The organism is Mycolicibacterium sp. TUM20985 (assembly GCF_030295745.1).
Lineage (GTDB): Bacteria > Actinomycetota > Actinomycetes > Mycobacteriales > Mycobacteriaceae > Mycobacterium.
Genome location: NZ_AP027291.1, coordinates 5,071,516 through 5,097,016, shown reverse-complemented (window position 1 = coordinate 5,097,016; position 25,501 = coordinate 5,071,516). Strand labels below are relative to the sequence as shown.

The window sequence follows — 25,501 nt, the reverse complement described above, 5'->3', positions numbered from 1 at the left end:
GGGCGAGCGAAGCGACGGGAGAATGTTCAGGTGACTACCTCAGCGCTCTGCGAACGGTTCGGCATCGACTTTCCGCTCTTCGCGTTCAGCCACTGCCGCGACGTCGTGGCCGCGGTCACCAACGCCGGCGGTTTCGGCGTGCTCGGTGCCACTGCCTACACGCCCGAGCAACTCGACCAAGAGCTGACCTGGATCGACGAGCACGTGCACGGCAAGCCGTACGGCGCCGACATTATCGTCCCCGCGAAGTTCGAGGGGAAGGGCGAGAACCTGTCCCGCACGCAGTTGGTGGACCGGATCCCCGCCGAGTACCGGGACTTCGTCACCCGGCTGTTGGCCGAGCACGGTATCGAGAGCGAGTCGGAGCCGCGTCTCGGCGGATCGGCGTTGACCGGCGACACCGGCCGGGAGTTGATGGACGTGGCGATGAGTCACCCGATCAAGCTGATCGCCAACGCCCTCGGCGTGCCGCCGGACTACATGATCGAGGCGGGCCGCGAGCGCGGGGTGCCGGTCGCCGCGTTAGTCGGCGCCAAGGAACACGCCGTCAAGCAGGTGGCCGCGGGTGTCGACCTGATCGTCGCGCAGGGCACCGAGGCCGGCGGGCACTGCGGCGAGGTGAGCACGCTTGTGCTCATCCCCGAGGTCCTGGACGCGTTGGCGGCGATCGGCATCGACATCCCCGTTCTCGCTGCGGGTGGGATCGTCACGGGCCGTCAGATGGCCGCAGCCGTCGCGATGGGTGCCGACGGGGCATGGACCGGTTCGGTGTGGTTGACCACCGAGGAGGCCGAGACCGCGCCACACACGGTGCAGAAGATGCTCGCCGCGACGTCCCGCGACACCGTGCGTTCGGCGGGTCGCACGGGAAAGCCGTCGCGCCAACTGGTCTCGGACTGGACCGACGCCTGGGCGCCGAACGCCGACGGGCACCCGACGCTGCCGCTGCCGTTGCAGTCGATGCTGAGCGAGCCGGTGCTGCGGCGCATCGACGCGCTCGCCGATCAGGGGCATCCCGGCGCAAGGCAGTTGGCGACGTACTTCGTCGGGCAGGGCGTCGGATTGATGAACAAAGTGAAACCCGCGCGCGACGTGGTGCTGGAGTTCATCGAGGACTACCTTGCGGCAGCGCAGCGGCTGGGCAACTCACTGCCCGAGTGACGCGGTTCGTGCACCCGCGACCGCGCTCACCGCGGGTAAGCGTGCGCGGATCGCAGGGGCGGGGTTACTCCTCGCCGGCCAGTGGCAGCCGCACCTCGAAGCGGGCGCCGTTCTCTAGGTTGTAGGCCGATACCGTGCCGTGGTGGGCGTGTACCAGCCCCGCGGCGATGGCCAGACCCAGTCCGGAACCACTCGGCAGCGACGAGTCCTCGCGCGGCACCCTGCCGTTGGATCCGCGGTAGGCGATGTCGAAGACGCGGGCCAGGTCGGCCTCGTTGATGCCCACGCCGGTGTCGTCCACCCTGGCCCAGGCGCCGTGCCCGTCGGATCCGATGGCCAGCTCGACGGTGCCGCCCTCCGGGGTGTGGGCGATGGCGTTGGCGACCAGGTTGGACAGCACCCGCACCAGCGCGCGGTCGCTGCCGATCACCCCGACCGGCTTGGCCGGCACCCTGGCGTGGAGTGCGACCCCCGCGCGTTCGGCGGCGATTCGGTGGGCGGATACCACGTCGTCGACGACCTCGTCGAGGGACACCTTGTCGTAGGCGGGCTGGACGGCGCCCGCGTTGATCTTCGACATCTCGAAGAGGTCGTCCACCATTTCCGACAGCCGGATCGTCTCGTGTTCGATGTGCTTGGCGTGCGAGCGCACCTCGTCGGGTTCGACCACGCCGTCGGCGATCGCCTCGGAGACGGCGCGGATCCCGGCCAGCGGCGTCCGGAGATCGTGGCTGACGAAGGCGACGAGCTGGCGACGGGACTGCTCGGCGACCTCGTCGGCCTCGTGGATCTGCTGCTCCCAGACCGTGCGCCTGGCCTGGTAACCGGCCAGCATGATGGCGGCGGGGATCGTCACGACGGACACGATGACGAGGACGACGACGATGCCCTCGAAGTTGGGCGACAGCATGAAGCCGCTGGCGCCGAAGACCCCGGTGAACGTGGCGACCGTCGGGATCAGCACCAGCACCACCATGCTGAGCGTCAGTGACCACGACCGCGCCAACCGGATCAGGATTGCGCCCGCCACCACGACCGGCACCGAGCACGCCAGCGCGAGGCCGACGATCTCCCAGATGTCAGTCGTTGGCATACCGTTCCTCGCTCCACATGTAACCGCGGCCCCAGACCGTTTGCACCCGGTGCTCTTCACCGAGCTTGGATCGAAGGCGCTTGACGTGCACGGTGACGGTGGACAGGTCGCCGAAGTCCCACTGCCACACCAATTTCAGCAGCTCCTCGCGGGTGAAGACGACACCCTTGTGGGTGAGGAAGAACAGCAGTAGGTCGAACTCGCGGTTGGTCAGGCTGATCGGCTGGCCCTTGATGGTCACCGAACGGGCGGCCGCCGACACCGTCATGTCACCGAGGGTGACGATGGCCGACTGGGGGCCCGCCGCGGTGGGTGCGCGCCGCAGCACCGAACGCACGCGCAGCGCAAGCTCGCGGGGACTGAACGGCTTGACCAGGTAGTCGTCGGCACCGGCCTCGAGCCCGGCGATGCGGTCGTCTTCCTCGCCGAGCGCGGTCAGCAGGATGACCGGCACCGCGTATCCGCCGCGTTCGCGAAGGACGCGGCACAGGGCTAGACCGTCGGGCCCCGGCATCATCACGTCGAGCACCGCAACGTCGATCTGCTCGGATTTCAGCGCCCGCAACGCCTGGTTTCCGTCGCGTGCGACGGAGACGTCCAGTCCGTCGCGCTCGAGGTATCGGCGCACGACGTCACGGACGACGTTGTCGTCGTCGGCGATCAGGACTCGGGTCACAACGTTCCAGCCTACTCGTGCAACGCCCTTACCTGCGCCGTCGTCACCAAATCGTCAGCGTTCACCGCGCGGGATGCCGAGGTGGGTGGCTAACCTCGCTTGGTGGAATCTTCTCGAGTGACGGTGGTGATGCCCTGTCTGAACGAAGCGGAATCGCTGCCGGGGGTGCTCGCGCGGATGCCGGAGGGCTACCGGGCGCTGGTCGTGGACAACAACAGCACCGACGGAACCGCGGAGGTCGCGCGTCGGTGCGGAGCCACGGTGGTGCAGGAGTCTCAGCCGGGCTATGGGGCGGCCGTGCATGCGGGCATCGTGGCCGCGGCCACGCCGATCGTCGCGGTGCTCGACGGCGACGGGTCGCTGGACCCGCAGGAACTGCCGAAGCTGGTCGACGAACTCGACCGTGGCGCCGACATGGCGGTCGGCCGTCGCCGCCCCTTGCCGGGGGTCGGCTGGCCGTGGCACGCGCGCCTGGGCACACAGCTGGTTTGCTGGCGATTGCGCAGGCGGCACGGGATCGCCGTGCACGACATCGCGCCGATGAGGGTAGCCCGTCGCGAGGCCGTGGTCGGCCTTGGTGTAGCCGACCGGAGATCTGGGTACCCCCTCGAACTACTGGTCCGTGCTGCCGCCGCGGGGTGGGTGGTAGCTGAGCACGACGTTGCCTACGGATCGCGTACGGGGGGGAAGTCGAAGGTCAGTGGTTCGGTGCGAGGCAGTTTCTTTGCAATACTTGACTTTTGGCGGGTGATTTCTTGAGGGTGGACTTCGACATGGCGGTGCTGGTGGTCGCGAAGGCGCCTGTGCCGGGCCTAGCCAAGACCCGCCTGGCGGCCACGATGGGCAATGCCGCGGCCGCTGACGTCGCCGCGGCGGCGTTGCTCGACACCCTCGACGCGGTGGCGGCCGCTCCGGTGGCCGCCCGCGTCGTCGCCATGACCGGCGACCTGTCCGCTGCGAGCCGCAGCGCTGAAATTCGTTGCCGGTTGGCCGAGTTCATCGTCATAGAGCAGCGGGGCGACGACTTCGCCGACCGGCTCGCGAATGCCCATGCGGATACCTCGCGCGCGGTGGGCGGCTTGCCGGTGGTGCAGATCGGCATGGACACCCCGCAGGTCACCGCGGCTCTGTTGGTGGAGTGCGCGACTGCTCTGGCCTCGGCCGACGCGGTGCTCGGCCCGGCCCGTGACGGCGGCTGGTGGGTCCTCGGCCTCACCGACGCGACGGCCGCCGAGTGTCTCCGGGGCGTGCCGATGTCGACGGCGGAGACCGGCACTGCAACGCTGGCCGCCTTGCGTGCCACGGGCCTCGGCGTGGCAGAGGTGTCGCAGTTGGTCGATGTCGACACCGTCGACGACATCGAGGTGGTTGGTCGAGAGTGCCTGCCGGACAGTCGATTTCGCCAGGTGATACTGGCCATGGAGGTGGAGCGTGCTGGGTAACCTGTATGACCAGGCCCTGACGGGTGAACGATGTTGGATCCGGTACGACGACGGCAGCGTGCAGGGCCTGCCCGTGCACAGCTGGTTACCCGGTGGACGTCGGCTCGACAAGGCGTTCGACGAGGCCGTGCTGGCCCTGTGTCACGGACCGACCATCGACCTGGGTTGCGGTCCAGGGCGTTTCGTCGCTCATCTGACCAAGCTGGGCATCCCCGCGCTGGGTGTCGACCAGTCGCAGACCGCCGTCGAGTTGGCGCGTCGCAGCGGTGCCCCCGCCCTGCGCCGCGACGTCTTCGAACGGTTGCCGGGCACGGGGCGCTGGGGAACCGTGCTGCTGGCCGACGGCAACGTGGGCCTCGGCGGAGATCCGACTCGCGTCCTGCGCCGCGCCAGTGAGTTGATGCGCACCGGTGGCCGGTGCGTCGTGGAGTTCGACCCGGCCATCAGCGGTGTCCAGTCCCGCTGGGTCCGACTCGAATCCTCGAAGACCGTTGGGCCGTGGTTTCGTTGGGCGTCGGTGGGCATGGACTGCGCCAAGCACCTCGCCGAGGACGTAGGTCTCGCGGTCTCGGCGGTGATGCCTGTCGGCAAGAGGGTGCTGGCCAGCCTCGTCGCCGCCTAACCCCTCCCCGCCTAGCCCCCTCCCCGCGAGCGTGCGTGTTTGCGGCCGACACGCCGCGTCGAAATCGGACTTTGCGCACGCTCGGCGCGAGCGCCGACTCCATTACCAGTTGGTCAGGATGACGTGGTTGAGCACTAGCGCGCCGATCACGTTGAGCCCGAGCCACCACCGATGCGAGCGTGGCGGCAGCAGCGCCCCGGCCGCGGTCAACCACACGGTGTAGGGCAACCAGATTCGCTCGACCTCCGCCTTGCTGAGCATGCTCAGATCCGCGAGGACGGTGGCCAGTAGCGTCGCGAGGATCACCAGGTAGAGGCCGGACCGTCGTCTCACCGCCGAGACGTCGAAGGCGCGGGATACACCCGCCACCGTGCCAATTCCGACGGCGCACACCACCGACGCGAAGTTCGCCCACGACCAGTACTGGAACGGCCGGTTCGCGGCGATTCCCTGCCAGTAACGGTCCTGAACCAGGAGATAGCCGTCGAACCACCAGAATCCGACGGCGGCGAAGACCGCCACCACGGCGAGCGCCGCGAGCACCGCGGGCACGAAGGCGCGCAGGGCGGATCGGACGTTCTCGGCGGCGATCAGCACGGCGACGGCGGGCAGCGCGATGAGGCCGAGGCCGTAGTTGAGGAAGATTCCCCACCCCAGCAGGAGACCGGCGCCCGCTCCCGCGAGAAGGGGCAGTCGGGTGGTGCCTCGCGCGGCGAGGGCCAGGAGCGCCAGACCCCACGCCGCGACGCCCGCGAAGTACCCATCTGCCGACACCGCGACCCAGATCGCGGTGGGCGCCACGGCGACGAAGGGTGCCGCACGCCGCGCCAGGTCCTCACCGGAGAGGGCTCGCGCCGCCACCACGATCGCCGCGGCGGCGCTCGACCCGACCAGCAAGCACAGCAGACCCGCCCACGCGCCACCGCTCAAGCCGATGCGGTCGAGCCATACGAAGGTCAGCAGGGCGCCCGGCGGGTGGCCGGACACGTGGGTAATCCACGAATCTGGTTGAAAGTCCAGGATCCTCGATGAGAACGACCGCAGCGCGTAGGGGATGTCGGTGACCGACGGCACCTGGCGCAGATACTCGTTGGTGGTCTCCAGCCGGCGGGCGAAACCACGCTGCCAGCCGTCGATCATCGCCAGCGCGAAGGCCCACGCGCACGACGTGGCCCACGTCACCCATGGCACGGCCCGCCAAGGTAGGCGCTGCGCCACCGCCGGGCCCCACATCGTCGTGCCGAGACCGATCACGACGGCCGGGATGGTGCCCCACCCGACGTGGGCGTTCCACCACCCGAAGATCGGCGCCGCGGCCGCGTACATCTCGATCTGGCGCGGCGTGCTGTTGATCAGCGGTGTCACGATGCCCAGGTCGAGGTGTGGTACGGCGAACGCCGCCGCCACGAGCACGACCGCCAGGATGGCCGCAATGATTTCCCGCCGGGCAGACTTCACGCCTACCCACCCTAGGCGTGGCGCCCGGCGGGGTAGCCGGAGTCAGAGCGTCACCACTGCGCTCAGCGATGAGAATGGTCACCGTGCCCGGCGGCATGACCGGCCTGTCATGGCGGGTATCAATGACCCCATGCGACTGGCGACGTTCAACATCCTGCACGGCCGGACGGTCGGCGACGGTGTCGTCGACGTGGAACGGCTGCAGGACTGCGTGCGCGCCATCGACGCCGACGTGCTGGCATTGCAGGAGGTCGACCACGAACAACCGCGGTCCAACATGGCCGACCTGACCGCCGCGGCAGCCGAGGCGATGGGCGCCGTCAGCCATCGCTTCGTCGCGGCGATCGCGGGAACCCCCGGTGCGACGTGGAGCGCGGCCACGGGCCGGGAACGACCCGGAGCCGCGGCGTACGGCATCTCGCTGCTTTCGAGATATCCCGCCAGCGCGTGGCAGGTCGTCCGGATGGCGCGCATCCCGGTCAAGGTGCCCTTGTACCTGCGCGGGCCGAACCGGTTCATCGTGGTCGACGAGGAACCGCGGGCCGCGGTGATCGGACGTTTCGAGACGCCCCTCGGACCGCTCACGATCGCCAACACGCACCTGTCCTTCGTGCCGGGCTGGAATCGGCGGCAGCTGCGGCGCCTGGTGCGCGACCTCCGCGGACTGCCGGGTCCCCACGTGCTGGCGGGGGACCTCAACCTCACGCCCTATGTCGTGCGACGACTCTCGGGCATGCGGGCCCTGGCGACGGCGCCCACGTTCCCGTTCGACCGGCCCCAGCGACAGCTCGACCATCTCCTCACCGACGATCCGGGTTTGGTGGCGAGCATGGTCGGCGCGCCCCAGATGACGATCTCCGACCATCGGCCGCTGATCGCCGATCTGCAGCGACCCGACTGAGGGCTTAGCCGGAGGGTTCCTGCGCCAGTTCGGACGACGAGTCGTCCGGCGTCGGGTCCTCGCCGGTGCTGTCCTCGTCCCGGCCTGGTTCCGGCTTGTAGGTCTTGCGGTGGTCCCGGGGTTCGTCTTCGTAGATTCCGCTGCCGCGAGGCATGTGGTGCTCCTTCGTCGAGTCGAGGTCGGATGCCCGTGAGGGCGGCGGTCAAACGTCGGCCCGCGCGGCCCCGGGGCCGACGAGCTTCATGATTCGGGTTTGTCGACGACCGGGTGGGGGTAAGACGCCCACACCACCAGCGACACAGGAGCGTTCAATGCGCGCGGACTTTCGGCACCAACTCGATTCGCTGCGGGCGGACATGGGCGGAATGTGCGAATTGGCCGGCGCCGCAATGGCCAACGCGACGCGCAGTCTGCTCGACGTCGACTTGGACGCCGCCCACAGCGTGTTGTCCGACGTAGAGCGACTGACATTCCTGCACAACGACGTCGAGAGGCGCACGTTGGCGATCTTGGCGACGCAGGCGCCCGTCGCCGGTGACCTGCGGACCGTGGTGAGTGCCATTCACATCGCGGCGGCCGCCGATCGGATGGGTGGATTGGCCTCGCACATCGCCAAGTTGAGCCTGCGCCGTCACCCGAACTCCGTGATCCCGGACGAGATGAACGACACCTTCGCCGCAATGGGCAGGATCGCCGTGAATCTGGCCGACAATTGTCACGCAATTCTGGGCACCGGCGATTGCGCACGGGCGCAACGAGTTCGACGCGACGATCAGGAGATGGAGGCGATTCACCAGCAGCTCTTCAACGCCGTGTCGAGCCCTCATTGGGGCCACGGTGCCGGCGTCGCGTCCGACGTGGTGCTCCTGGGGAGGTTCTACGGGCGGTTCGCCGACCACGCCGACGAGATCGCGCGTCGAATGATCTTTCAAACCAGCGGTGACCCGGTGAGGCGTGCGAAGGCCGGCTGATCGCTGTCCGCGAACTGCGCTCCCCCCGACGTCACTCCGGGCGGTCGGCCGCATCCCGTGACGTCGACACCGGGGCCGGTCGCCCCGCCGCGATGAGTGTCTCGCCGAGGTCGTAGTCGTCGTCGGCGTTGTAGGTGAGGACGCCCACCGCCGCGCCACCGGCCTCATACCAAACGGTGAAGCCGTCGTCGTGGTCCACGAGGCGACGGCCGTCGTAACCATCGCCCCAGGCGTGATACTTGATCGTCGCGTCCCCGATCGTGGACCAGAAGCCCGGCACCGCGTCCCACGTGGCGGCAGCACCCGCCGCCTGGGCACCGGCGACGGTCCCGTGGTCGATGGCGTCCTGCCAGTGTTCGACGGCGAGGTGTCGGCCCGCGACGGTGTTGAACGCGAATGTGACGTCACCCGCCGCGTAGACGTCGGTCGCCGACGTACGCATGTCGGCGCCGACGACGATGCGCGAATCCTGCATCTGCAGTCCGGCCGCGGCGGCGACGCTGCTGCGGGGGCTGACGCCGGTGGCGGCGAGCACCAGATCGCAGGCGATCGTCACGCCGTCGTCGAGCCGTACCCCGTCGCCCTCCATCGCCTCGACCGACGCCCCGCCGACGTAGCGCACGCCGGTACTCGTGACGAGGTTCAGCAGCCGTTCGCCCGCCTCCGCGCCGAGGCGCTTCTCCTGCGGCACTCGGTCGGGAGCCACCAGCGTGACTGGAAGGCCTCGCATGGCCAGCGACGCGGCGGCCTCGCAACCGATGAATCCTGCCCCGATCACCACGGCCGAGGTCGCATTCGCGGCCGCGCTTCGCAACTGCCGCGCGTCGGTCAGGGCGCGTAGTAGGAGGGCGCGGTCACCACCTGGCACGGGAAGAGGTGACGGGCCGGCGCCGAGTGCCACGACCAACGCGCCATAGGGAATTCGCTCACCGTCGACCGTGACGCTGTGCCCGTCGGTATCGATCGCGTCGACGGGACATCCGTGGCGCAGGTCGATGTCGCGATCGGTGAACCACTCCGCCGGGTGCAACGCCACGTCGTCGGTGTCCCCCTGCAGGAAGTCCTTGCTCAACGGCGGCCGCTCGTACGGCAGATCGCCGTCCGCGCTCAGCACCAGCACCGGGCCCGAGCCGCCGTGCTTTCGATACGATTCCGCGGCGCTGATGCCCGCGGGCCCACTTCCGACGACGATCAATCCCGGGTTGCTCACCGTGGCCGATTACCCCGGTCGCAGACTGCCACACGTCGATCCGCCGCACCTGGCCGAGCTGGCAGGGGGCGGGTTGGTTCCTGCTGACGCTGCCCCTGCTGGCAGTCGGCATCCCGGTCATGACGAGCCGAAGAGCGAGCGGTTACACACCCCCGAACCGGGGAATGACCACCGACTGTGTCCGATCTCGAAAGGTGAGATACGCCCGTGGCTCTCGTACTCCTTCTGGTGCTGGCCACCGTGATCCTCGCTCCTCTCGCGGAGCGCATCACGGTGCCATATCCGGTGGTCATGTTGCTCTTCGGGCTGCTGTTGGCGTTGGTGCCCGGCATCACGGTGCCGACCGTCGACGCGGATTGGATTCTCCCCGTAGTACTTCCGCCGCTCCTGTTCGCCGCCGCACGGCGGACGTCCTGGCGGCAGTTTCTCGACAACCGGCGGGCGATCGGGCTGCTGGCGGTTGCGCTGGTCGCCGTGACGGCCTTCGTCGTGGGGGTGGTGGCCAGCGCGGTCGTGCCCGGCCTCCCGCTGATCGCCGGCGTGGCGTTGGGCGCCGCAGTGGCGCCGCCGGACCCGGTGGCGGCCACGGCCGTGGCCCGGAAGCTGAATCTGCCGCGCCGGCTTCGCACGGTGCTGGAGGGCGAGGGTCTCTCCAATGACGCGACCGCACTGGTGCTCTACGAGGTCGCGGCGGCGGCGACCATGACCGGAGCGCTGTCGCCCACGACGGCGGCGAGTGCGCTCGGCCTCGCCGTCGGGATCGGCGTCGCGGTGGGGTTGGCCTTCGCGGTGGCGGCGCGGTGGTTGCTCACCCGGCTACCCGCCCACCCGGCCGGTAGCGGACTGGTTCTGGTGCTCCCGTTCGCGGCCTACGCGGCCGCCGACTTCATTCACGGCAGTGGTGTGCTCGCCGTGGTGACGGTCGCGTTGGCGTTGAGCCGCTACGGCGATACCCAATCGTCGCAGACCCGCCTGGTGTCCGGAACCACCTGGGAGATCGTCGAATTACTGTTGACGGGTGCCGCATTCGCCTTCGTCGGCGTCGAACTGCGCAACGTCGCGGGCAGTCTGCAGGGTTCGTTGGACACCGCCATCTGGCAGGCGCTTGCCGTAACGGCCGCGGCCATCGTCATCAGATTCGTCTGGATCTTCCCGGTCGCCTTCCTCGACGAACGATTGCGTCTCCGCAAGGGGGTCGAGGGGGAACCGGTGGGCTGGCGCGAGATGACGGTCGCCTCGTGGGCCGGGATGCGCGGCGTGGTGACCCTGGCGGCCGTGCTCGCGCTGCCTGCAGGCGAGAAGGCATTCCCCGAACGTGAACGGCTGATCTTCATTGCGTTCGTGGTGATCGTCGTGACGATCATCGTGCAGGGTCTGACGCTGCCGTTCGTGGTGAAGCGCCTGGGCGTCATGGCATCCGTCGATCAGACGGACGAGGCGGCCCGCGATCTCATCCGTCGAGCCCGTGATGCCGGTCTTCGCCGCCTCGACGACCTTCGGGCGGACAGCGAGGTCGACTCCGAGACCATCGCGCACGCCGAGGACAACGCCGAACGCATGTGGCACTCGATGGGCTTCGATCCGGGTGAGCATTCCGAAGCGGAGAGCGAGCGCAACGCCAAGCACGCGGCCACGCTGAACGCGGTCAAGGACGAGATACTTGCCGCCGCCCGCGACGAAATAGGTTCCGCTCGAAAGGAATCGGGAGTCGACCCGACCATCGTCGACGGAGTGCTACGGAGACTCGACGCGCGCGGTACTCAACCCGAGTAGACGATCAAGCTTCGTCGACTGCCTGCGCATCGATCATCGACCCGTCGTCGGCCTCGAGGGCTTCGTTACGCGCACCGGGGTCGTCGGCGCTCAGCACCCGCACGAAGCTGTTGAAGAAGGCGATCGCGGGCACTGCGAGCAGTGCGCCGATGACGCCCGCGAGCACCCATCCCGCGGTGAGGCCGAGGACCACGGCCAGCGGATGGATGGAGACCGCGCGGCCCATCACCAACGGCTGCAGGACGTGCGCCTCGAGCTGCATCACCGCGACGATCAGCCCGAGCGTGATGAGCGCGTAGATGACCCCCTTGGCCAGGAGCGCCACGATCACGGCGAGGAAGCCCGTGATCAAGGCGCCGACGACCGGTATGAAGGCGCCGAGGAAGATCAGCGAGGCCAGCGGCAAGGCGAGCGGAATGCCCATGATCGCGAGTCCGCTGCCGATGGCGACGGCATCTACCAACGCGACCAGCGAGGTGGCGCGGGCGAAGCCGGCCAGCGAATGGAATCCTGCGGAGCCGGCCTCGCGCACGCGGGCGCGGTTCTCCGCGGGGATGAGGCGTGTGACGAACTGCCAGATGCTGCGTCCACCGAGCAGGAAGAAGATGACCGTGAACAGCAACAGGAACGCGCCGCCGAGAATCTCGACGATGGTGCCTGCGGTGGACAGGGCCCCGCTGGTCAGCTGGGTCTGATGGCTGCGAAGCGCCTCGGTGAAGGAATCGACTGCCCGGTTGATCTGGTCACCGCTGAGCCGTGCCGGACCGTTGATGAGCCAGTCTCGCGTGCTCTCGATGCTGCGGGTCACCTGCTCGACGAGGAGCGGGGCTCCTTCGATGAACTGGTTGACCACGAAGGCGAGTAGCCCGCCGAAGACGGCGAGGCTGAGAACGAGGACGAAGGCGACCGCGCCTCCGCGTGCTGCGCCGAGGCGGTCGAGGTAGTCGACCGCCGGCTGCAGTAGTGCCGTGAGGATGAGGGCTAGGGCCACCGGGACGACGACGACGCCGAAGTGGACGAGCGCTTCGAACAGTACGTAGGCGGCGGCGAGAAGGACGAGGAGCCGCCACGCCCACGCCGCGGACGCGCGTACCAGTGGACTGACCCACGGATCAGCGCGTTCCGCAGCGGGGGGCACGACGGCGTTAGTGCGCTAGAACCAGACTTTTCGGCCGCCGACGGGACGTCCGACTGCGCCGAGGATCCACAGGATCACCCCGACCACCACGAGAATGCCGCCAATTGTGTACAGGATCGATATTCCTGCGAAATAGCCAATCAACAGGAGAACGATGCCAAGCACGATCATGATCAATCCGATCCGTAGAGGGGAACTGCCGGGAAGAGAATTGCCCATTCCGTCAAAACGAAACCCATTACTTTCAGGGGATTCTGAAGGCCCGGCGTTCGGCAGTGCCACGACCCGTTGAACACGCGCTTCGGCGTACGTCAGACGCCGGTGTCGAACCGGGTGACGAGGGCTTGGCGATCGAGCTTTCCGATGCCGCGGCGCGGAAGTTCGTCGACGAGGTACACCTCGCGAGGTGCGGCGGTGGCGTCCAACGTCTTCTCGACGTGCGCGCGCAGCTCCGCCACCGTCGGTGGCTCCACACCGGCAGCGAGGACCACCGCCGTCACGACGCGTTGACCCAGCCGGTCGTCCCCGACGCCGAAGACCGCGCAGTCGGTGATCGCCGGGTGCGACCCCAGCGCGGCTTCGACGAGCTGCGGCATCACGGTGAGTCCACCCGTACCGATGGCGTCGTCGATGCGTCCCAAGATTCGCAGTACGCCGGAATCATCAACGACGCCAGCGTCATCGGTGCGGAACCAGCCGGGTTCGGCGAACGGGTCCGGCTCCGTGGGGTTGCGGTAGCCCATGGCCACGGTGTCGCCGCCGAGCACCACGCGCCCGTCGTCGATTCGAACGCGCACGCCGTCGAGTGGCGTTCCGTCGTACACGCACCCGCCGGCGGTCTCACTCATGCCGTAGGTGCGTACCACCCGGATGCCCGCTGCCGCAGCGGCGTCGCGGACCGCCGTGGGCATCGGCCCCCCGCCGATGAGGACGGCGTCGAGTTCGGCCAGCGCGATGGTGGCACCTGGGTCGGCGAGTGCCTTCGCGAGCTGGACCGCGACCAGCGACGCGTACCGCGCGCCGCTGCCCAGTGCCTCGATGGCCGAAGGCAGCACACCCACGTCGAAACTCGGATCGATTGCCACGGGCACGGTCCCCGCCAGCAGGCTGCGGACCATTACCTGCAAGCCGGCGATGTGATGGGCGGGCAGCGCCAGAAGCCAGCTGCCGGGGCCGCCGATCCTGTCGTGGGTCGCCGACGCGCTGGCGATCAGTGCACGCGCGGTGAGCATGGCCCCCCTGGGAATCCCGGTGGTGCCAGACGTCGGCACCACGAGGGCGACGTCGTCGTCGATGTCGTCACCGACGCCGAGATGCTCGGTCAGCAGTTCGGCCGAGCGGGCGTCGGCGGGCACCGGCAAGATCGCCGGATCCCTGCCGTCGAGGACACCTTCGAGCACCGCGAGCAACGGCTCGGGTGAGGGAATCGGCGGGATGACGACCGCGCGTAGCGGCGCTATGCCGATTCCTCGCCGTCGCTACCGAGGCCGGTGGGGTTGTCCTCGCGCGAATCGTCAAGTGGCCAACCCTTCGCGGCCAGGCGTTGCCGAACTCGTTCGACGTCTTCAGGCCGAGGCAGCTCATCGGTGGTCTGGGTGATCAGCACGCCGATGTCGACGTGGTCGAACTCGCCGCGATCCATCAGTGCCTGGGTGACGGTCTTGACCTCGTCCTCGCTGAGGCGGCGGTTCAACAGCGACATCAGCGGAACCCGGTCGGGTCCGGGCACCCCCTCCGGATAGCCGGCGGTGATCCACGCGACGATCTTTGCGAGAAAAGTGTTCACGGTGGCTACTTCCCTTCGGCCGCGGCGGGGTTTCGGCCGCGGCGATGGATCGATGGTATCGGCGCTCCCGGCCATCGGCAGTACTGGTGTGGCGCCGGCGTGGTGTTTCGGTTCCCAGGACCAACGCCACACGCCCTCTGGGTGAACAGTAAACGAACAGCTCCAGGAAGACGCGCAAAGGCCCTGGTGAGGGGCTTCTTTGAGGCTTTCGCCGGTTGGTCAAATCTACGCGGCAGGCCCCACAATCTGTAGCCATGAGCACAACCATGATCATTCTCGTGTTGTTGATAGTCACGGCGTTGGCGTTCGACTTCACCAACGGGTTCCACGACACGGGCAACGCCATGGCGACGTCGATCGCCACGGGTGCTCTCAAGCCGAAGGTCGCCGTGCTGCTTGCCGGCGTACTCAACCTCGTCGGTGCCTTCCTCTCGGTCGAGGTGGCCGTCACCGTCACCACCTCGGTCCTGAAGATCCAGGACAGCAAGACGGGTGCCCTCGTCCCGTCGATCGACCAATCGGTGGGCCTCACGATCATCTTCGCCGGACTCATCGGCGGCATTCTGTGGAATCTGCTCACGTGGCTCTTCGGCATACCGTCGAGTTCGTCGCACGCACTGTTCGGTGGACTGATCGGTGCGGGTATCGCGGCCATCGGCATGGCCGGGGTCAACTGGACCGGCGTCATCAGCAAGGTGCTGGTTCCCGCAGTCGCGGCGCCGTTCATCGCCGGGCTCGTCGCGGCATGCGGAACGTGGCTGGTCTACCGACTCACCCGCAACATAGAGCACAAGCGGCGCGAGACGGGATTCCGCTGGGGCCAGATCGCCACCGCTTCGCTCGTCGCGCTGTCACACGGCACCAACGATGCGCAGAAGACCATGGGCGTGATCGCGCTGGCGCTCATCACCACCGGGCACCTCTCCGGTGACGTGAAGGAGAACGGCCTGCCGTTCTGGGTGATCTTCTCCTGCGCCCTGGCCATCGGCCTCGGCACCTACATCGGCGGTTGGCGGGTCATCCGCACCCTCGGCAAGGGGCTCGTCGAGATCGAGTCACCGCAGGGTCTGGCCGCCGAGGCGTCGTCGGCCGCGATCATCCTGAGCTCCAGCGCCGCCGGCATGGCCCTGTCGACCACGCACGTGGCGACGGGCTCGATCCTCGGCAGCGGCGTGGGCAAGCCGGGCGCACAGGTGCGTTGGGCCGTCGCGGGACGCATGGCGGCCGCGTGGCTGATCACGCTGCCCGCCGCGGCGCTCGTCGGCGCCATCGCCTTCTGGATCTCGCACTTCGTCGCCGGTGCCACCACGCAGCTGGTGGGCGACGGCCTGATCTTCCTCATCCTCGTCGGACTCTCCGGCTACATGTACTGGCGCGCGCAGAAGCAGAAGGTGGACAGCAGCAACGTCAACGCCGATTGGGACCACACGACCAACTCGGTCGTCCCGGCCGAGGCGCGTGCCGCGTCGGCCGAGGCGCCCAAGGCCTCGGTTTAGCCTCCGCAAGCGAATGCCCTTCAACGGAAAGAATCACCGATGAACACCTTTGTGATACCGCTCCTGACCGTCCTGGGCGTCGGGCTCGTCCTGGGAGCCGGCCTTCCCGCCGTCTTCGCCATCGGACTGAGGGCCTACTCGACGGGCGTCGGCGGTGCGGAGGCCGACGGCTCGATCGACGCGCCCAACGCCATGCTGAGGATGCTGGGCCTGCTGCTCTTCGTGGTCGTCGGGTTCGTCATCTTCGTCGCACTGCTCTGGATCACCAGGGGCACGATCATCCACCACACGGGCTTCGACCCGTTCTTCGGCTTCAAGAAGTGAGCTGACTGACCATGACTGATCATCACAAGAGCGTGTTCGACAATGTCCTCCACTGGCTCAATGCGGGCTACCCCGAGGGAGTCCCACCGAAGGACTACTCCCCGGTCCTCGCGCTGCTCAAGCGCTCGCTGACGGAGGAAGAGGTCGTCAACGCCGCGCGTTTCGTCCTGAAGTCGGCCAGCGGTGACACGGTCGCCGAGGACGAGATCCGCACGGCGATCGAAACCGTGGACGGCCATGAACCCACCCCGGACGAGATCCACCAGGTCGCCGCGCGGCTGGCGTCGGTGGGTTGGCCGCTCGCGCTGCCAGCGCACTAAAGGCGTTGTCGGCGTTCAGGTTCGGTTGTCACGCCGCAACGGGTGCGTGTCGGGTACCTGGACGAAGATGAGGGTGACGCCGTCGGGGTCGTCGACGTGCATCTCGTGCAGACCCCACGGCTCCTTGGCGGCGGCCCGGGCGATGGCGACGTCGCGATCCTCGAGCTCCTTCTGCGTGGCGTAGACGTCGCGCACCTGGAGCCAGAGGGCACCGGGAAACGGTGGCGCCGAAGGTGATCCGCCGCCGTGGCTGGCCAACTCGATGAGCGACTGACCGGCGTAGAAGACCGTGCCGGCACCGTACTCGCGCGCGATGGCGAGACCGATGGCATCCCGGTAGAAGGTCAGCGATCGCTGGTAGTCGGTCGGCCGGAACAGCACCCGACTGGCCAGGATCTCCATACCGTCCGTTGTAACACAGCGCCCGCCCGCGCCCGAAACTGCATTCCCTGTCACCAATTGTGCGGTCTAGCGACAGGGAATGCGGTTTCGCGGGGGCTCAGCCGGTGGGTTGGACGCGCTGCCGCTTCATGATGGCGTCCACGGCCGCGGGGGCGAAGCTGTTCACCGCGTGCGCGGTGACGGCCATCCTCGGCGCCACGCGCACGGGCCTGCGTCGGACGGCGGTGACCATCCAGTCCGCCGCCTCGTCGGCCGAGAGCCCGGGGAGGCCGTCGTAGGCCCGGGTCGGCGCGATCATCGGCGTCTTGACCAACGGATAGAACAGCGTCGTGGAATGCACCCCGTCCTGGGCCCATTCGGTCTCGATGACACGGCTGACGGCGGTGAGCGCCGCCTTCGAGGCGTTGTAGACGGCGAACAGCGGCGAGGATTCACTCAAGACGCCCCAGGTCGAGACGTTCACGACGTGTCCATCGCGCCGCGCCCGCATCCCCGGTGCGAACCCGCGGATCAGCCGCAGCGGTGAGTAGTAGTTCAGCTGCATCGTCCGCTCGACGTCGTGCCAGCGCTCCAGTGATTCGGCCAGCGGTCGCCGGATGGACCTGCCCGCATTGTTGATCAACACGTCGATCCCGCCGAAGCGGTCCTCGACCTCGGCGACCAGTGCGTCCACCGCGTCGAGGTCGGACAGGTCGCAGGCAATGGCGGTGGCGTCGCCGCCGGCGTCCCCGATCCGCGCCACCACCGAGTCCAGCAGCTCCTGCCTGCGCGCGACCACGATGACCCGCGCCCCCTGGCCGGCCAGCTTCAGCGCACCGGCCTCACCGATCCCCGATGAGGCGCCGGTGATCAGGATCCGTTTTCCCGCGGGGTCGACGTCGCGGCCGGGCTGCAGTAGCCGGGCGGTCAGGGGCGGACGCATACCGGCCAGGAACACCGAGTCGGCCAGTCGGCGCAGGGGATTGTTGCTCACGGTCGCCGAGCTTAGGTGTCGCCCATCAGCCGACGCCTTCGAGGATGTCGGTCTCCGTGTTGCCGATGTTCGCGACGATCTCGGGCCGGCGCGCCACGCGGTACCGGTACCACCCGACCGCCACGACCATCGTCGCGAGAAACAGGTAGGGGATGATGTTCAACGGCCACGCCGGCACCGGCCAGACGTTGGCGAAGAACACGTAGGCCATCGCCAGGACGACGACGACCGCGCAGGTCCACACCAGGCGGTTGGGCATGCCCTCGCGCCGGGTGTACACCACGCAGGCGATCGCGACGAGCGCGTACGCGACCATGTAGCCGTAGGTGCCGTAGGTGTCGACCCAGACGACGATCTCCATGGGGTCGACGCTCATCGCCAGCAGCACCAGGTTGAGCGCGATCGCCGTAGGACCCGCGATCAGTAGGACGCGGTGCGGTGTCAGATGGCGGTCGTGGGTGCGGCCGAAGTGGTCGCCGACCACGCCCTCCTTGCCCATCACGTAGATGATGCGTCCGACGACGTTGAGCGGGGCCACGACCACCGCGAAGAATGACGCTCCGACGCCGAAGGTGAGGATCGGGGCGAACCACGACGGCATGCCGATGAGCGTCGCGATGTCCTCGAGGGGGCTGGCGCTCTCGGCGAGTCCTTCGCCAAGGACCGCGATTTGCGTGTAGGCAGCGAACACGTAGAGAACGCCGACGGTGACGGCACTCCACATGATCGCCCGCGGAATCGTGGTGTACGGATTCTTCGCCTCGCGGCCCAATGCGTCGGCGGAGGAGAAACCGACGAAGCCGAGGATGCCGAGGACCATTCCGGCCGCCACGCCCTGTGGCGGTGCGCCCTCGAAGCTGAATTGCGACGGGTCCCAGGCGTTGGGCCCGGCCCAGACGAGGGCGAGTACCAGCAGGACCACGATGATGGTGACTGACACCAACTCCAACACCAGTGAAACGCGCGCGGAGAGCCGGATCCCACGAATCGTGAACAGCGTCGCGAGGCCGCCGAGCACGACGGCAAGTCCCAGCTGCCAACCAATTCCGGTGGCAGGCACGCCAAGCAGGACGAGGAACTGGTTCATGTAGGACACCGCCCCACCAAGAGAACCGGCCGTGATGCCCCAACAGCCGACGACCAGCGCGATACCGGCGAGATACGCGCCGGTCGGACCTAGCCCCTTGGCGACATAGGTGTACAGCGACCCCGCCGAGGCGTGCCTGCGCGCAAACACGACGACGCAGTAGCCGACCGCAAGGATGACCAGCGTGGCGAGCAGGAACGACAGCACGGTGCCGTTACCCGCGCCGAGGTAGATGGCCGCCGCGGTGAACGCGATCACCGCGCTCGGCGCGATGTTCGCAATCGCCTGGGCGGACACCTCGGGCGCGGACATCACGCCGCGACGTAGGCCAGCGTCGGTCGTGGCCTGGGCTGAGGGCCCGGTGGACTTGGAAGGTGCTGACATGGCGAACTCTCCGTCGGACGGGTGAATCAAGGAATGAGCAAGGTGCGCAATGCTTCACCGGTCTCGAGGTCGGCGAACGCCTCGGCGGCCTCGACCAGCGGCCGGTGCGCGGAGATCAGCGGATCGAGCTTGAGTTGGCCATCCATGTAGCGATCGACCAACGCGGGGATGTCGATCGAGGGGCGGACCGAGCCGTAGTTGGACCCGAGGATGCGCTGATCCGCTTCGGCCAGGACGAGGGGCTCGAAGGACGCCTTCGCGCCGGTGGGTGGAAGCCCGACGATCACGGCGGCGCCGCCGAGGCCGAGCATCCGGATGGCCTGCTCGGTGGTGGATGTGCGGCCGATCGCGTCGAAGGCGTAATCCACGCCGTCGGGGATCAGCTCGAACAGCTGCTCGACGACGTCACCCCTATTGGCGTCGATCCGGTCGGTCGCGCCGAATTGCATTGCCAGTTGGGTCTTTCCGGGGAGTACGTCGATCGCGATGATCCGCTCGGCGCCTGCGAGACGGGCGCCTTGCACCACGTTCAGCCCGACGCCGCCGCAGCCGATCACGGCCAGGGTCGATCCAGGTTCTACCGCGGCGGTGTTGAGTACGGCCCCTACGCCGGTCGCGACCGCACAGCCGACGACCGCGATCACGTCGAGCGGTGCGTCGTCGCGCACCTTGACCGCCCCGGACACCGGTACGACGACCTCTTCGGCGAATGACGAGACGCCGAGGTAGTGGTGGATCGTCTCACCGTCCTTGGACAGACGCGAGGTGCCGTCGTAGAGAACACCCTTCGGGGCGACGATCGTGGCGACCTTGTGGCAGCGCGCCTCGTGCCCCGATCGGCAGTACCGGCACTCACCGCAGGGCGGCACCCAGCTGAGCACGACGTGGTCCCCGACTGCCAGTGAATTGACACCCTCGCCGAGCTCGACGACGACCCCGGAGCCCTCGTGGCCCATCACCAGTGGCGCAGGGGCTTCCCATTCCCCGCGTTTGACGTGGAGATCCGAGTGACAGACCCCAGCGGCGGCGATCTTGACGCGCACTTCGCCCGACTTCGGAGCGGCGAGTTGGACGTCGGCGACCTCGATGGGTGTCCCGGGGTCGCGGAAGACGATGGCTTTCATGCCCCTCCAGATTCGGTGGCGGTCGAATGCGGGTGATCGTAGGCACGGCAGCCGCCCCGAAGCACTGAGAAGAAGTGTGGAGACGCGGCGCCAGATTCGACATTTCGTACACTGCCCCCGTGCCCCGCGACCTGAGTTCCATCGCCCACGTGCTGGGCGGCGAACTACTCGTCGCTGGTGGCGCCGAGGCGTCGACGCCGGTGGATGCCGCCGTCCGGCTCGACGAGTTCGCCGTCGTCGGTCATCCCTCGTACGCCACGCTGGTGGTGGGCTCGGCTGGTGCGGTCGAGGCGGCCCTCAAGGCTGGTGACGAACGGAGCCTGGCGTTGACCGGCACCGTCCTGGTCGTCGGCGGTGATCGGCCTGCGCTCCGAGAGCTGTTCCGTGCCAAGGACGCCTGCGCGATCGTCGTCGACGAGGCCGGTGATGAGCTGCTCCACGCGCGGCTCGTCGCCCTCCTCGCCGCCGACCGGGCGGCCGAGGACCGCCTGGTGACGACGGGCACCAAGGTGCTCACCCAGGTGGCCCGTCGCGGTGGCGCCCAAGGCGTGGTTGCGCAGCTCGCCCACCGCATCGACGGCTGGGCGGTCCTGCTAGACGCGCATGGGCAGACCATCACCACCGCCGGGGCGGGTGGACTGCACGTGAAGGACGCCGTGACGGTGGCGTTCCACCGACCGGTACGCCTGCGTCATCGGGGTCTGCAGGTCCATCCGGTAGGGGCCGATGAGGACCTCACCGGTTATCTGGTCATCTCGTCGCGCAACAGCTCGACCAGTCGCAGCCGCGACCTGGCGTCGCAGGCGGCGGCGCTGCTCGACCTGATCCTGCGCACCCACGACTACACCGGCACCGAACGGCTCGGTCGCGAGGTCATGATGGGCACGCTGCTGGCCGGCGGGCCTGCGGCCTCTGCCCTGCTGCGGCGATGGGGCGTGCACGAGCCGTCGTTGACCGCCTTCGTCCTGACCGCCCGGTCGCGGTCGGTCGACCTCGAACGGCTGGTGATCCGGTGGCTCGACGAACTTGGCGCCGTCCACATGGTGACCGCGGATCGCGGCACCGTGCAGGGTTTCGTCCGCGACGACCAGTCCGACGCCCTGGCGGAGCGGGTGCAGAACTCCACCACCCAGCCGCGGCTTCCGCTGCGCCTCGGACTCGGCACGCCTGCGCCCACCGATGCGCTGACTCGCAGCGTGGCGGAGGCTGGCCAGGCGCACGAGGTCGCGGTCGCTGACGGTCGCGACGCAGTCCGGTACCAGACGCTGCCAACGGTGGCCTACGTGCTCGACCGTCTCGATCCCGTCGATGCGCGACGCCTGGCGACTGTGCTCGATCCCCTCCGCGACGACGACGGTACCCATGGCGAACTCACTCGGACGCTACGAAACTTCCTGGCTCACAACGGTAGTTGGGGGATCACGGCCGAGAAGCTGGGCGTGCACCGGCAGACGCTCGCGAGCCGCATTCGCCGGATCGAGGAACTGACGGGTTTGTCGATGTCGAGCCCAGACGATCGCGCCGCGGCCTGGCTGGCGCTGCGGGCCCTCGAACGCTGACTCACCCCTTCGCGATTTCGGCGCGCTAACCGTCGCTCACCGAACGTTTGCGCGCCGAAATCGCTCATGAGGTGAGCTTTAGCGCGGCTGCCTCGATCTGGTCCTCCGACAGCAGCACCTTCAGCGCGGCGTCGCCCAGCGGGATGAAGCTGTCGGCGCTGGCGACCCGCGCCAGTGAGCCGCTGTACCCGTGGTCGATCATCGCGGCCAGCACGCCTTCGGCGACGCCGCCGGTCGCCCTCGTCTCGTCGACCACGAGCGTGCGACCGGTGGCGTTGGCCTCCCGCATCACGTCGGCGATGGGAAGTGGTGCCAGCCAACGCATGTCGACGACGCGGGTGGTGATGCCCCGGCTCGCGAGCCGCTGCGCCACGCGCAGGCTCATCGGCACGCCATTGCCGAACGTGACGATGGTCAGATCGGTGCCATCATCGCAGACCCGCGCCCGGCCGATCGGCACGCCCGCCGACGGATAGGGAGCCAGCCACTGGTCGTCGCCTGCCTCGTACAGGTCTCGAACGTGATACAGCGCAATGGGTTCCAGGAAGATGCAGAGAGCGCCGGCGGTGCGGGCAGCCGATGCGCACGTCCGCATCATGGCCGCGGCGTCGTCGGGCCGGGAGGGGGAGGCGATGACGAGGCCGGGGATGTCGCGCAGGGCTCCGATGGCGTTGTCGTTGTGGAAGTGCCCCCCGAACCCCTTCTGGTAGCCGTAGCCGGCGACGCGCACCACCATCGGGTTGCGGTACTGCCGGTCGGAGAAGAACTGCAGGGTGGCGCCTTCGCCGCGGATCTGATCGGCGGCGTTGTGCAGGTAGGCCAGATACTGGATCTCCGGGATCGGCAGCAGGCCGGCCAGCCCGGCGCCGAGCGCCAACCCGAGGATCGCCTGTTCGTCGAGGAGGGTGTCGAATACCTTTGCCGGACCGTACTTTTGTGCGAGACCGCGCGTCACGCCGTAGACGCCGCCCTTGCGTGCCACGTCCTCGCCGAAGACCAGCGCGCCTGGATGCTCGGCCAACACGTCGAGCAGGGCACGGTTGATCGACTGGGCGACGGTAAGGGGTTCCCCGCCCGCCGCGCGGTCGCGGGCGGTGCTCGCCATCGCCTCGGCGAGCCCGTCGAGTAGTGGCTCCATGACCGCGGCGGCACTGTCCAACTGCGGCAGTTCGGCCACCTGCGTGGCGATTCCGATGACCTCGGCGCGCTTGGCCTCATAGCATTCCAGGACCTCGGCGGGCGACATGCCAGTCCGCTCCACCAACAGCTTCGCCGTGTGGAGTAGGGGGTCTCGGTCGAAGTCCGCGGTGATCTCGCCGGGCGCCCGGTAGGCGGCTTCGACGTCCGAACCGGCGTGACCCATCAGTCGCACGGTGCGCAGGTGCAGGAACGCGGGCTTGCGATGCTTGCGGACGTATTCGACGGCGCGCGTGGCGACGGCATGGGTGTCGACCACGTCGGACCCGTCGGCGCTGAAGTACTCGAGGCCCGTCCGGCCGGCGAAGTTGGCGGCGATCCAGCCCGTCGGCGTCCTGGTGCTGATGCCGATGCCGTTGTCTTCGCAGACGAAGAGCAGCGGCAGTGGAAGTCCTTGGTAGGCAGCATGAACGGCGGTGTTGATGGCGCCAACCGCCGTCGAGTGGTTGGCGGACGCATCGCCGAAGCTGCAGACGGTGACGGCATCGCGCGGCCACGGTGTGTCGACGCCGAGCTTCGCGGCCCGCCTGATCGAGAACGCCACCCCGACGGCCCGCGGTAGATGGGAGGCGATCGTCGACGTCTGCGGGATCACGGCGAGGTCGTGGCGACCGAAGACCTTGTGCCGGCCGCCGCTGATCGGATCGTCGGTCGCGGCACATACCCCGAGCAGCACGTCGCGCAGGGGGTTGCTGCCGTCCACCTGACGCGCCCGCTGCAGGAAGAAGCCGCCCGAACGATAGTGCAGCAGTGCGGGATCGGTCGGGCGCAGCGCCGCCGCGACCGCGGCATTGCCCTCGTGGCCCGACGAGCCGATCGTGTAGAAGCCCTTGCCGCGGCCGCGCAACCAGCGGGCGGCGAGGTCGAGATGTCGGCTGCCGAGTTGAGAGTCGAAGAGGCCGAGGACGTCCGCCGTGCTCAGCAGCGAACCGGTCAGCGGCGAACCGCCCCTGCCCGCGGGCAGTGCGCGGACCGTCGCGGTGAAGTACTCGTCGATCTTCTCGGTCACGGCCCCACCCTCAGAAGTAGCGCGGGAACGTCGTCCAGTCGGGATCGCGCTTCTCCAGGAAGGCGTCGCGTCCCTCGACCGCCTCGTCGGTCATGTAGGCCAGTCGCGTGGCCTCGCCGGCGAAGATCTGCTGACCGACCAGTCCGTCGTCGAGCAGGTTGAACGCGGCCTTGAGCATCCTGATGGCCTGTGGCGACTTTCCATTGATCTCATGCGCCCATTGCAGCGCAACGGTTTCCAGCTCGGTGTGATCGACGACCTCGTTGACGGCGCCCATCGCGTGCATCTGCTCCGCGGTGTACGGCCTGCCGAGGAAGAAGATCTCGCGGGCGAACTTCTGTCCGGTCTGGCGGGCGAGATACGCGCTGCCGTAACCGCCGTCGAAGCTGCCGACGTCGGCGTCGGTCTGCTTGAACCTGGCGTGCTCGCGGCTGGCCAGCGTCAGGTCGCACACGGCGTGCAGGCTGTGCCCGCCGCCTGCGGCCCAGCCGTTCACCAGGCAGATCACCGGCTTAGGCATGAAGCGGATGAGGCGTTGCACCTCGAGGATGTGCAGCCGGCCCGCTTGGGCGGGGTCGACGGTGTCGGCCGTCTCGCCGGCGGCGTACTGGTAGCCGGTGCGGCCGCGGATGCGTTGGTCTCCGCCCGAGCAGAAGGCCCAGCCGCCGTCCTTCTCGGATGGTCCGTTCCCCGTCAGCAGGATCACCCCGACGTCATTGCTCATCCGGGCGTGGTCGAGGACGCGGTACAACTCGTCGACGGTGTGCGGACGGAACGCGTTGCGCACCTCGGGCCGATCGAACGCGATGCGGACCGTCGGCTTGGCGACACCGTCCACTACGTGCCGGTGGTAGGTGATGTCGGTCAGCTCGAAGCCCGGGACGGGCTGCCACACGGTCGGGTCGAACGGGTTGTCAGCACTCACCCGGTTGACTGTAGCTAGGGCAGTATCGGGTCGAACCGGAAGACGGCGCACCGGCCCGCGAGTGCCTCGAACTCGTCTGGGTTGGGCCCGGTCACCAGACCCGAGCGCGTCATGAAGCTGACGCCGGTGGGCACCAGGGCGGGGAACTGGCGCAGCAGCGGCCTGGCCTGCTCGGCGGTCAGCTCGACCACCGACACGCGCTCGTCGCGGCGGCCCTGCGTCAGCGTCGCCTCACCGGCGGCACGAAGGTTCTTGACCCAGTCGGCCTTCGGGAAGCCGCCGACGACGTAGCGCTTGCCGTCGACGGTGAACGGGGTGACCGGCGTCGGGCGGGGTGTGCCCGAGGTGCGTCCCGCCACGGTCAGCACGAGCGGGCCCTCGCGCATCAGCCCCAGCCGCATCGCGGTCATCATGACCTTGTTCATCGGTTTGAGCCACCACGGCGGCTTGATGTCCGCGTCACTCGGCAT

Annotated in this window: 27 protein-coding genes; 11 read left to right on the top strand and 16 right to left on the bottom strand. The window is 68.5% G+C overall.

Annotation, left to right across the window (positions count from 1 at the left end; genetic code table 11):
* The first annotated feature begins 30 nt into the window (after positions 1–30).
* Positions 31–1,161, top strand: a complete 1,131-nt coding sequence (locus QUE68_RS24940) for a nitronate monooxygenase (protein ID WP_284229091.1) — start codon at positions 31–33, stop codon at positions 1,159–1,161.
* A 64-nt stretch (positions 1,162–1,225) separates the two neighbouring features.
* On the opposite strand, the gene QUE68_RS24935 is transcribed toward QUE68_RS24940, so the two are convergent.
* Complete coding sequence (locus QUE68_RS24935; RefSeq protein ID WP_284229088.1) at positions 1,226–2,254, bottom strand: sensor histidine kinase; 1,029 nt, start codon at positions 2,252–2,254, stop codon at positions 1,226–1,228.
* A complete protein-coding gene (locus tag QUE68_RS24930) occupies positions 2,241–2,930 on the bottom strand; it encodes a response regulator transcription factor (protein ID WP_284234974.1) in 690 nt (229 codons plus the stop codon). Before QUE68_RS24930 ends, QUE68_RS24935 begins: the two co-directional genes overlap by 14 nt.
* Before the next feature lie 129 nt (positions 2,931–3,059).
* Here QUE68_RS24930 and QUE68_RS24925 point away from each other — a divergent pair, with 129 nt between their 5' ends.
* From QUE68_RS24925 to QUE68_RS24915, 3 genes are read left to right on the top strand one after another with little or no spacing between them, the layout of a single operon-like run.
* Positions 3,060–3,689, top strand: a complete 630-nt coding sequence (locus QUE68_RS24925; RefSeq protein WP_286275940.1) for a glycosyltransferase family 2 protein — start codon at positions 3,060–3,062, stop codon at positions 3,687–3,689.
* A 14-nt stretch (positions 3,690–3,703) separates the two neighbouring features.
* On the top strand, positions 3,704–4,372 hold the full coding sequence (locus tag QUE68_RS24920; RefSeq protein ID WP_284236123.1) for a TIGR04282 family arsenosugar biosynthesis glycosyltransferase: 669 nt from the start codon (positions 3,704–3,706) through the stop codon (positions 4,370–4,372).
* The gene (locus QUE68_RS24915) at positions 4,362–4,994 is read left to right on the top strand and encodes a methyltransferase domain-containing protein (protein ID WP_284229082.1); all 633 of its coding nucleotides are present in this window, start codon (positions 4,362–4,364) and stop codon (positions 4,992–4,994) included. Before QUE68_RS24920 ends, QUE68_RS24915 begins: the two co-directional genes overlap by 11 nt.
* Positions 4,995–5,096: 102 nt before the next feature.
* On the opposite strand, the gene QUE68_RS24910 is transcribed toward QUE68_RS24915, so the two are convergent.
* Positions 5,097–6,452, bottom strand: a complete 1,356-nt coding sequence (locus QUE68_RS24910) for a hypothetical protein (RefSeq protein WP_284229081.1) — start codon at positions 6,450–6,452, stop codon at positions 5,097–5,099.
* A gap of 130 nt (positions 6,453–6,582) precedes the next feature.
* Between QUE68_RS24910 and QUE68_RS24905 the strand changes: the two genes are divergently transcribed.
* On the top strand, positions 6,583–7,353 hold the full coding sequence (locus tag QUE68_RS24905) for an endonuclease/exonuclease/phosphatase family protein (protein ID WP_286274593.1): 771 nt from the start codon (positions 6,583–6,585) through the stop codon (positions 7,351–7,353).
* Positions 7,354–7,357: 4 nt separating this feature from the next.
* On the opposite strand, the gene QUE68_RS24900 is transcribed toward QUE68_RS24905, so the two are convergent.
* On the bottom strand, positions 7,358–7,507 hold the full coding sequence (locus QUE68_RS24900; protein ID WP_284229077.1) for a hypothetical protein: 150 nt from the start codon (positions 7,505–7,507) through the stop codon (positions 7,358–7,360).
* Positions 7,508–7,664: 157 nt separating this feature from the next.
* Between QUE68_RS24900 and QUE68_RS24895 the strand changes: the two genes are divergently transcribed.
* Entirely contained in the window at positions 7,665–8,324 is a 660-nt protein-coding gene (locus tag QUE68_RS24895) for a phosphate signaling complex PhoU family protein (protein WP_284234978.1), read from the top strand.
* 31 nt (positions 8,325–8,355) lie between these two features.
* On the opposite strand, the gene QUE68_RS24890 is transcribed toward QUE68_RS24895, so the two are convergent.
* On the bottom strand, positions 8,356–9,534 hold the full coding sequence (locus QUE68_RS24890) for an NAD(P)/FAD-dependent oxidoreductase (RefSeq protein WP_286274592.1): 1,179 nt from the start codon (positions 9,532–9,534) through the stop codon (positions 8,356–8,358).
* A 207-nt stretch (positions 9,535–9,741) separates the two neighbouring features.
* On the opposite strand from QUE68_RS24890, the gene QUE68_RS24885 reads away from it, so the two are divergent.
* Positions 9,742–11,307, top strand: a complete 1,566-nt coding sequence (locus tag QUE68_RS24885) for a cation:proton antiporter (RefSeq protein WP_286274591.1) — start codon at positions 9,742–9,744, stop codon at positions 11,305–11,307.
* A gap of 4 nt (positions 11,308–11,311) precedes the next feature.
* Here QUE68_RS24885 and QUE68_RS24880 read toward each other — a convergent pair whose 3' ends face one another.
* Genes QUE68_RS24880 through QUE68_RS24865 form a run of 4 tightly spaced genes read right to left on the bottom strand, consistent with a single transcriptional unit; the run spans position 11,312 to position 14,231 of the window.
* Positions 11,312–12,445, bottom strand: a complete 1,134-nt coding sequence (locus tag QUE68_RS24880) for an AI-2E family transporter (RefSeq protein ID WP_286274590.1) — start codon at positions 12,443–12,445, stop codon at positions 11,312–11,314.
* A 15-nt stretch (positions 12,446–12,460) separates the two neighbouring features.
* A complete protein-coding gene (locus tag QUE68_RS24875) occupies positions 12,461–12,727 on the bottom strand; it encodes a DUF6131 family protein (RefSeq protein WP_284236246.1) in 267 nt (88 codons plus the stop codon).
* Between the two features lie 29 nt (positions 12,728–12,756).
* Complete coding sequence (menE, locus tag QUE68_RS24870; RefSeq protein WP_286274589.1) at positions 12,757–13,854, bottom strand: o-succinylbenzoate--CoA ligase; 1,098 nt, start codon at positions 13,852–13,854, stop codon at positions 12,757–12,759.
* 47 nt (positions 13,855–13,901) lie between these two features.
* Positions 13,902–14,231, bottom strand: coding sequence for a DUF3349 domain-containing protein (locus QUE68_RS24865; protein WP_286274588.1), 330 nt, complete (start codon positions 14,229–14,231; stop codon positions 13,902–13,904).
* A 254-nt stretch (positions 14,232–14,485) separates the two neighbouring features.
* On the opposite strand from QUE68_RS24865, the gene QUE68_RS24860 reads away from it, so the two are divergent.
* Genes QUE68_RS24860 through QUE68_RS24850 form a run of 3 tightly spaced genes read left to right on the top strand, consistent with a single transcriptional unit; the run spans position 14,486 to position 16,371 of the window.
* Positions 14,486–15,727, top strand: coding sequence for an inorganic phosphate transporter (locus QUE68_RS24860; protein ID WP_284229060.1), 1,242 nt, complete (start codon positions 14,486–14,488; stop codon positions 15,725–15,727).
* A 39-nt stretch (positions 15,728–15,766) separates the two neighbouring features.
* Positions 15,767–16,051 carry a hypothetical protein gene (locus tag QUE68_RS24855; protein WP_284229058.1) on the top strand — a complete coding sequence of 95 codons (285 nt, stop codon included), beginning with the start codon at positions 15,767–15,769 and terminating at the stop codon, positions 16,049–16,051.
* 11 nt (positions 16,052–16,062) lie between these two features.
* A complete protein-coding gene (locus QUE68_RS24850) occupies positions 16,063–16,371 on the top strand; it encodes a DUF3349 domain-containing protein (protein ID WP_284229057.1) in 309 nt (102 codons plus the stop codon).
* 15 nt (positions 16,372–16,386) lie between these two features.
* On the opposite strand, the gene QUE68_RS24845 is transcribed toward QUE68_RS24850, so the two are convergent.
* The 4 genes from QUE68_RS24845 to QUE68_RS24830 all read right to left on the bottom strand — a co-directional run bounded on the left by QUE68_RS24845 (position 16,387) and on the right by QUE68_RS24830 (position 20,341).
* Positions 16,387–16,773 carry a VOC family protein gene (locus tag QUE68_RS24845; RefSeq protein WP_286274587.1) on the bottom strand — a complete coding sequence of 129 codons (387 nt, stop codon included), beginning with the start codon at positions 16,771–16,773 and terminating at the stop codon, positions 16,387–16,389.
* Positions 16,774–16,870: 97 nt separating this feature from the next.
* Entirely contained in the window at positions 16,871–17,746 is an 876-nt protein-coding gene (locus QUE68_RS24840) for an SDR family oxidoreductase (RefSeq protein WP_286274586.1), read from the bottom strand.
* Between the two features lie 25 nt (positions 17,747–17,771).
* Positions 17,772–19,217 carry an APC family permease gene (locus QUE68_RS24835; protein WP_284229051.1) on the bottom strand — a complete coding sequence of 482 codons (1,446 nt, stop codon included), beginning with the start codon at positions 19,215–19,217 and terminating at the stop codon, positions 17,772–17,774.
* A 26-nt stretch (positions 19,218–19,243) separates the two neighbouring features.
* Positions 19,244–20,341, bottom strand: coding sequence for a Zn-dependent alcohol dehydrogenase (locus tag QUE68_RS24830; RefSeq protein ID WP_286274585.1), 1,098 nt, complete (start codon positions 20,339–20,341; stop codon positions 19,244–19,246).
* 119 nt (positions 20,342–20,460) lie between these two features.
* Between QUE68_RS24830 and QUE68_RS24825 the strand changes: the two genes are divergently transcribed.
* Complete coding sequence (locus QUE68_RS24825; protein WP_284229047.1) at positions 20,461–21,900, top strand: PucR family transcriptional regulator; 1,440 nt, start codon at positions 20,461–20,463, stop codon at positions 21,898–21,900.
* A 64-nt stretch (positions 21,901–21,964) separates the two neighbouring features.
* On the opposite strand, the gene QUE68_RS24820 is transcribed toward QUE68_RS24825, so the two are convergent.
* Genes QUE68_RS24820 through QUE68_RS24810 form a run of 3 tightly spaced genes read right to left on the bottom strand, consistent with a single transcriptional unit; the run spans position 21,965 to position 25,501 of the window.
* Positions 21,965–24,106 (bottom strand): thiamine pyrophosphate-dependent enzyme, encoded by a 2,142-nt coding sequence (locus QUE68_RS24820; protein ID WP_454786308.1) that lies wholly within the window; start codon positions 24,104–24,106, stop codon positions 21,965–21,967.
* 10 nt (positions 24,107–24,116) lie between these two features.
* Positions 24,117–25,031 (bottom strand): 1,4-dihydroxy-2-naphthoyl-CoA synthase, encoded by a 915-nt coding sequence (locus QUE68_RS24815; RefSeq protein WP_284229045.1) that lies wholly within the window; start codon positions 25,029–25,031, stop codon positions 24,117–24,119.
* Between the two features lie 14 nt (positions 25,032–25,045).
* Complete coding sequence (locus QUE68_RS24810; RefSeq protein ID WP_286274584.1) at positions 25,046–25,501, bottom strand: nitroreductase family deazaflavin-dependent oxidoreductase; 456 nt, start codon at positions 25,499–25,501, stop codon at positions 25,046–25,048.

What these genes read in the sequence shown, in the direction of transcription:
- QUE68_RS24935 (WP_284229088.1), bottom strand. Translation starts at nt 2,254, where the DNA reads ATGCCAACGACTGACATCTGGGAGATCGTCGGCCTCGCGCTGGCGTGC.
- QUE68_RS24925 (WP_286275940.1), top strand. Translation starts at nt 3,060, where the DNA reads ATGCCCTGTCTGAACGAAGCGGAATCGCTGCCGGGGGTGCTCGCGCGG.
- QUE68_RS24920 (WP_284236123.1), top strand. Translation starts at nt 3,704, where the DNA reads ATGGCGGTGCTGGTGGTCGCGAAGGCGCCTGTGCCGGGCCTAGCCAAG.
- QUE68_RS24905 (WP_286274593.1), top strand. Translation starts at nt 6,583, where the DNA reads ATGCGACTGGCGACGTTCAACATCCTGCACGGCCGGACGGTCGGCGAC.
- QUE68_RS24900 (WP_284229077.1), bottom strand. Translation starts at nt 7,507, where the DNA reads ATGCCTCGCGGCAGCGGAATCTACGAAGACGAACCCCGGGACCACCGC.
- QUE68_RS24895 (WP_284234978.1), top strand. Translation starts at nt 7,665, where the DNA reads ATGCGCGCGGACTTTCGGCACCAACTCGATTCGCTGCGGGCGGACATG.
- QUE68_RS24860 (WP_284229060.1), top strand. Translation starts at nt 14,486, where the DNA reads ATGAGCACAACCATGATCATTCTCGTGTTGTTGATAGTCACGGCGTTG.
- QUE68_RS24855 (WP_284229058.1), top strand. Translation starts at nt 15,767, where the DNA reads ATGAACACCTTTGTGATACCGCTCCTGACCGTCCTGGGCGTCGGGCTC.
- QUE68_RS24850 (WP_284229057.1), top strand. Translation starts at nt 16,063, where the DNA reads ATGACTGATCATCACAAGAGCGTGTTCGACAATGTCCTCCACTGGCTC.
- QUE68_RS24845 (WP_286274587.1), bottom strand. Translation starts at nt 16,773, where the DNA reads ATGGAGATCCTGGCCAGTCGGGTGCTGTTCCGGCCGACCGACTACCAG.
- QUE68_RS24835 (WP_284229051.1), bottom strand. Translation starts at nt 19,217, where the DNA reads ATGTCAGCACCTTCCAAGTCCACCGGGCCCTCAGCCCAGGCCACGACC.
- QUE68_RS24830 (WP_286274585.1), bottom strand. Translation starts at nt 20,341, where the DNA reads ATGAAAGCCATCGTCTTCCGCGACCCCGGGACACCCATCGAGGTCGCC.
- QUE68_RS24810 (WP_286274584.1), bottom strand. Translation starts at nt 25,501, where the DNA reads ATGCCGAGTGACGCGGACATCAAGCCGCCGTGGTGGCTCAAACCGATG.